This window comes from Leucobacter soli, from assembly GCF_042659205.1.
GTDB lineage: Bacteria > Actinomycetota > Actinomycetes > Actinomycetales > Microbacteriaceae > Leucobacter > Leucobacter soli.
In genome coordinates this window covers 1-6,860 of record NZ_JBHSRW010000114.1, presented here as the reverse complement: position 1 = coordinate 6,860, position 6,860 = coordinate 1, and the positions used below count along the sequence as shown (strand labels likewise).

The window sequence follows — 6,860 nt, the reverse complement described above, 5'->3', positions numbered from 1 at the left end:
ACTGGGCGACCCGTCAGCCCTCACTTGCCCTGTCCAAAACCAACTAAAGCACTCTCTACGAAACTCGACACTTGACAAACCGCTGACGGTGTGGAGGAGCCGGTTGCTGCGACGCCGCCGTTGCCGAGCGTGAAGGCGTCCGCGCGACTGATGTGGGATCTTGTGAAAAACGGGCAGGCGCTCGAAGAGAACTCGGGGTACGCATACGGTCCGACCCCTCTGCAGTGTGCGTGGGACGCGTCAAAGACCTGCATGGAGACCGGATATCACGTGTTCGTTACCGCACCAGCTGGCGGTAAGGGCGCCATGCCAGCTGTGGGCGACGTCACCTTCGTCGACGATCTCTCGCCTGCCGCCATGTATCCGCACCTCGTCGGCACCGCCGCACTCGATCCTGAGAACCCCGATAGTATCGTCAACAATCTCGACCTCTACGGTAGCAAGATCGTCTCGGTCGCGAGTAACTCGGGGGCGACTACAGGTGGTCGGCCTTATGGCAAGATAAGCCCTTCCCCATCGGGCACCGCACAGGCACACAATTCTGTGCGCGACACGGGCCAACTGGAGATCACGGATTCGGGACCCGGCACCGCAGCGCAGCTGACGATCAAGAATGCCGACTTCTCACTGCGCACCTACCCGACACAGAACGCGACCGGCTCGGCGATTCCGGGCGATGCGGCCTATGCGATCTCGTTTCATATTAGGGTGCACACCCCGGTCGAGGTGATCCGTGAATTCGGGAGTTCATCGGGCTCGAACGGCACGAGAACGTTGCGCACCTTCAACCAGTACAGCGATCTGCACATCGAGGGATTCGACCCGCAGAATGGTGATGTGCAGGGCTCGGATGATCAGCCCGGCAACAGCTCGGCAGATAGCTGGGGTGCAGCCGGCCCCAACATTCCCTCTTGGGTCAAGCCCGCAGGCTTCTCCGACTGGCACTGGAACGACTACCGCACCACGACACCGAATGTCTCCCTTGCTGGTAGCTTTACCAAGTACTTCGTGGGAGTAACTGGTCTGCCAGGCAACATGACCGCACAGGAGTTCTGGCCCTCTGGCCCATCGACGACAGGTGAAGGCCCTCCGGGCGGTGCGACGAGGCGATCGGGCGGCATCACGGTCGCGCCGGAACAGAGCATCGTTTCGCTCTTGGCCATCGGCGGCACTGACAACACGCTGCCCGCCAATGTCAGCGTGGTCGCCTGCGACGTGTGGGACAACACGAAACTGCATCTGGAGGCTCGGAACGTACCGGCTGGAAACGCAACTGCACGCCTCGTGCCTTCGAACGGTGCCCCGGTATGGATCAACGGCTACAACAATGTGGCGACCGCAGACCCGAACGTCGTACGTTCAGCGGTCTCGGCGTTGGAGGTACCGGAAATGGTGATCGAGTACTCACCGCTCAGCGCCGCCACGGTCGATGACGAAACACGCTGCCGCGACTCAGAGGGGCCGTGGCTCACGGATCCTACCGATGCGACATTCGCCAACGACCCCGTTCTCGAAGCGCAGGGCGTATACACCGGCGTCGGCCGTGTACGGGTCCACCTCGTGCTCCCAGAACCGGCGGGAACGAACATCTCCGAAGCTCGTGCGTACGTAGCGATCGGCATGCGGGTTGCCGATAGTGGATACCCGAGCGGCACGATCCTGCCGAACTGGGCGACCAACACGCGCATCAACTTCTCGACCGCTTCGATGACAGAGGTACTTGCGCAGAACAGCGCGACGTGGCAGAAGAGCGCCTACCGTCCCGAGACTCATGACGGTGCCGCCGGTGACCGCCTCATCCTGGCTCACGCTCAGGCCCGCATCGACAAGCAGGTGCGTAAGGGCGACACGGGTGCATTCTCGTCGACGCCGCCGAATGTGACGGGCGGGGATCTGGTGCAGTACCGGCTGTCGCCGTCGCTCACGAGCGGTGCGCAGGCACCTGGCATTCTGAAGGATGTGTGGGTGGAGGACTGCCTCCCGGCTTCGCAGTCGTATGACACGGCGTCGGTGACTCCGGCGATCGTCTCTCCCGGTTCCACTCCGGCCGACGCTGAGCGCCCGGATTGCGCCTCGGGTGAGACCTACATTCGGTGGGTGCTGCCCGACCAGGAAGTGAACACGGTGATCGAGCCGATCATCCTCTCGGTCGAGGTCTCCCCGACTGCGGCTGACGGCGTCTACACCAACACGGTCGTGGTGTGGGCCGAGGACGACGCGTCGACGCTCGCGCAGCGCAGCGATCAGGCGCAGATCCAGATCGCGAACATCGCGGGCATCAAGCTCGAGAAGGAGGCGCTGACCCCGGTCGTGCAGGTCAACCGCGCCGGGCAGGCGACGGACGAGCTGAACAAGTGGGCCGTGCGCCTCTCCAACACGCTCCCCGCTTCCGAGCAGTCCGGTGTGACCAACCCGGATGTGATCGATGTGCTCCCGAAGCAGGGTGTTGCCGGCACTGACTTCACCGGCACGTTCGAGTTCGTCGAAGCGACAGTGACGCAGGGCGGTGCGCAGACGCGCATCCTGTACACGAAGACCGCGAATGTGTCGGCGAATCCGCAGGATCCGTCCAACGGAGCCGCGGGTGCGACGACCTGGTGCGACGCTCCTGCCGGCGGTACCCGGGTATCGGGTGTGAACGGCTGCCCGGCGTCTGCTGCCGAGGTGACGGGTCTGCGGATCCAGCGTTCTGGCGCGTACCTGTCGGGGGATGTGATCGAGATCGAGCTGTCGATGGTCGGCGTCGGTAACCGCGGGGGCGACGTATACGTCAACCGTGCGATGGCCGCGGCCGATGGCCTGGATAACACGGTGGGCCCGATCCGCCGTCCCGAGGTCGCGATCGAGTCCTCGATCGGCGACTACACGTGGTGGGACCTGAACCGCAACGGCATCCAGGACTCGTTCCAGGGATCACCCGAGCAGCCTGCCGAGGGAATCGTCGTGCGCCTCTCGGGCACCGATGATCTCGGGAACGCGGTCTCGATCGACGCGGAGACCGACGACAGCGGGGCCTACCTGTTCCGCGGCCTGCGGTCCTCCGATGACGACGGGTACACGGTCACCTTCGTCGCACCCGATGGCAGCGAGTTCACGCAGCAGTTCGCCAACGGCGCCGACGGCGACCAGACGAACGACTCGAACGCCGACACCGAGACGGGGGAAGCAGACCCGCTCGTGCTCGGACGGGACACCCACGATCGCACGGTCGACGCCGGCTTCCTGCCCAACGGCGGCCTGCAGATCAACAAGACGGTCGCCGGTGCCGGAGCAGGGGAGTACGCGAAGGACGACACGCTCGTGTTCGACGTCGTCTGCACCTTCGATGACGGCTCCGGCGCCGACCCGGTCGCGGTCTTCGACGGCGAGGTCTCCCTCTCGGTCGATGGCGCCGACGCGGTGACGAGCGACGTGCTCGGCCCGCTGCCCGCCTACGCATCGTGCACGGTCACAGAGACGGACTCGGGCAGCGCCGACGAGGCGGCCGGCCCCGTCACGGTCACCGTGCCCTGGGACTCGTCCGCGCAGACCTCCGGCACCGTCACCGCCTCGCTCACGAACTTCTACTCGGCCGGTAGCGTCGAAGTCACCAAGAAGCTCGACGGCGACCGCGACGCGATCGAGCAGGCGAAGAACAAGGTCTTCGAGATCCTCGTCACCTGCCAGATCGAGGAGACCGACGCCGACGGCGAGACCCTGCGCGCGGACGTGTACTCCGGCAGCGTGCTCATCAAGGGCGGCCAGACGAAGTACCTCGTCGACGAGAACGACGAGGCGCGGGTGCTGCCGCTCGGCACGAAGTGCTTCGGTGAAGAAGTCGACGATGGCGGTGCGGTCGAATCCGTGGTCGACCGGGACTCGTTCGAGAACGCGGCTATCGTCACCGACGGCAGCCCGGACGAGCTCCAGGTACTGACCATCAGCGCGGTCAACACCTTCGAGGACCCGGAGGTGAGCGAGAACTGCGAGGAGGACTGCATCCCGAACCTCGGCGGCACACTGCTCGGCGGAGTGCTCCTGCTGGGTGCCGGGCTCATGCTCATCGGCGGTGCGGCCATGATGCTGCGCGACCGTCGCCGACGCGAAGAGGATGAGGAATTCCCCATCCAGATGAGTTGACCTTCCTCGTCGCACCGGCCTCCGACCACCCCCGAGACCCCCCTCCCTGCGGGCGAGCCGCCGGAGGTCGGTGCGACACCTCGACCCAACCAACCCAACCCAACCCAGACTCGTCATTCCAGCGACGCGCGCCTCATCCATCCCCCTGTACCGAGGGTGCGCGCGCTGGGGTGACGCGCCCGCCACCAGGTAGAGACCCTCCCCAAGAATCCGGCCGGTGGCAGGCAAATCGTGCGGCCCCGAACATCCTCCCCCCTGATCGATGTTCGGGGCTGCACTTCTTCTCCGGCGAACCGCCGCCGAGATCGGCCGGGTGCGGCGGTCAGCAGTCGGACGTCACTCTCCCGGCTACCGCACCGGGCTCAGCGATCGCTGCACAGTGCGACTGCTGCACGGCGCGACCCCGTCGCGGGCGTAGACTCTCCTGGCCGGGCCGTTCGAATGCCCGGCCAGACGCGCGGACGAAAGGCGACGACATGGCACGCGATCATCGACGCCCACTGCTGCAGCCCACCGCGAACTTCGATTGGATCATCGGATCCGACGACCCGGGCGCCGCCCACCGCATCGCGCAGGAGACCTCGTGGGCCCTCCTCGACCGCGTGCGCGGATCCGCCGGCGCCGGTCCCGGCACGACCGGTGCCGACCCGGCCCTCGTCGACCGCGTCGTGAAGCTCGCCGCAGGATCCGGCATTGACGACATCGCCGAACTGTGGGCCGACGCCGGCCAGCACTCCCTCGCCGGTCAGCTCTGGCGCATCTACCTGCTGCACCGCATCGCGGAGGGCGACCCGGAAGGCACGGCCGATCTCTTCCGCATCGGGCAGGAGAACTCCCGCAGCATCCACCCGGTGGTCGCCGGGGTCGCCGAACCGGTCAGTCCCGACTCGATCTCGGCACTGTGCGACACGATCCTGCGGGGCGTCTTCGCGGGCGACCTCGCCATCGCGCTCGAACGGGCATCGAGCTACTGCCGGATCATGGCGCTCGGCGCCGCATCGCTCGCTGACGACCGCGATCCTCTCGACGCGGAGCACGCCGGGCGGCTGACCACCCGTGCGCTGCACTACACCTCCTTCGCCGACGACCTCCACGCCGGCGCCCGCAGATGGCGGGACGGCACCCTCGACTGACCGACACGGTGGCCTGCCTGCCTGCCCGCTCTCTCTCTGTCTGCCCGCCCGCTCTGCGCGCCCGCCCGTCCGCGCGTCCGGCGCCCCCGTCCCGCGCCCCCGTCCCGCGCCCCAGTTCGATGACCGGCCCCCTTGCGAACGAGCGGCCCCGTTATGCACCGTGACGAAGGCGGCCTCTCGTCAGGAACGGGGCCTCTCGTCAGGAACAAGGCTGGTCATCGGGCACGGGTCGGCCCCACGAGGAAGCGAACCACTTCTCGGACCCGTCGGAACCGTCGGATCAGTTGGATCAGTCGGAGCGGCCGGAGCGGCCGGAGCGGGCTGTGCGGCCGGGGGCGATGCGGGCTGTACGGCCGGGGCGACTCGGCCCGGAGAGCGGGCGGGTGGTACAGGCCGGGTCCCATTCGGCCCGGTGCCCGCTACAATGGAACCGCCGGGCCGCAGTAACCCCGGGCTCCAATATTCGCCGCCTCGAGCGGCCTTTCGCCGAGAGGCGTTCTGCGGCTCGGCCCAGTACGTTCGGGCCGGATCAGGCTCGGATCGTGCGATCGGATGGCGAGGCGAACGACGCGGTGAAGGAGCGGCGATGACCTTCAACGACGACGCGCGGATCGACACGAGCAAGGTGCAGCGCCGCCGGGGAGGCAAGACCGCCGCGATCGGCGGCGGCAGCCTGCTCGGCATCATCGTGCTGGCGGTGGCCTCGCAGTTGCTGGGCGTGGATCTCACCCCGCTTGCCGGTGTGATCGACGGCAGCGGCGGCAGCACGAGCAGCGAACAGACCGTGTCGATGGAAGAGTGCCGGACAGGTGCCGACGCGAACGCGGACGACAACTGCCGCATGGCGGGAGCCGCGGACTCGCTCGACACCTTCTGGGAGGGCCAGGTCGACGGCTATCGCGCACCCGGAGTCGCCCTCTACAGCGGCACGACGCAGTCCGGGTGCGGCACCGCGTCGGCCTCCATCGGACCGTTCTACTGCCCGTCGGACGAGTCGATCTACGTCGACACGGACTTCTTCTCCACGCTGCGCAGCGACTTCGGCGCCAGCGCCGGGCCGCTCGCCCAGATGTACGTGCTCGCGCACGAGTGGGGGCATCACATCTCGAACCTCACCGGCCAGCTCCGCCAGGTGGGGAACGACAGCGGCGCAGCCTCCGGCTCGGTGCGGCTCGAGCTGCAGGCCGACTGCTACGCCGGCGCCTGGGTCGCGGCAGCCTCGACCACGACCGACGCGAACGGCACCCCGTTCCTGAAGCCGGTGACGGCCGCTGAAATGGCCGATGCGATGGATGCGGCGGCCGCGGTCGGCGACGACAACATCCAGCGCAGCGCCGGCCAGCGGGTCAACCCCGACGGGTTCACGCACGGCTCCTCCGCGCAGCGTCAGCGCTGGTTCCAGACCGGCTACGAGGAGGGTGCGCTCAGCTGCGACACCTTCGGCGTCTCGGCGAGCAAGCTCTAACGCTCAGCGCTTGCCGCGCCGCCTCGCCTTGGCCGCCGCCAGCTGCGCGCCACGGGAGTTCTTGGGCAGTTTCGGCTTCGGGGCGCTCTGCCGTCCGCGCCCGGACGATCCGCTGCCTGCGCCAGCCGCACCGCCGGAACGGC

At 67.5% G+C, this 6,860-nt stretch carries 3 protein-coding genes; all 3 read left to right on the top strand.

Features of this window, described 5'->3' with window-relative positions; translation table 11 throughout:
• Positions 1-306 precede the first annotated feature (306 nt).
• Positions 307-4,119 carry an SdrD B-like domain-containing protein gene (locus ACFPZL_RS08215; RefSeq protein ID WP_218116468.1) on the top strand — a complete coding sequence of 1,271 codons (3,813 nt, stop codon included), beginning with the start codon at positions 307-309 and terminating at the stop codon, positions 4,117-4,119.
• A 476-nt stretch (positions 4,120-4,595) separates the two neighbouring features.
• A complete protein-coding gene (locus tag ACFPZL_RS08210; RefSeq protein ID WP_218116467.1) occupies positions 4,596-5,252 on the top strand; it encodes a hypothetical protein in 657 nt (218 codons plus the stop codon).
• 586 nt (positions 5,253-5,838) lie between these two features.
• On the top strand, positions 5,839-6,717 hold the full coding sequence (gene ypfJ, locus ACFPZL_RS08205) for a KPN_02809 family neutral zinc metallopeptidase (RefSeq protein ID WP_218116262.1): 879 nt from the start codon (positions 5,839-5,841) through the stop codon (positions 6,715-6,717).
• Positions 6,718-6,860: the final 143 nt, after the last annotated feature.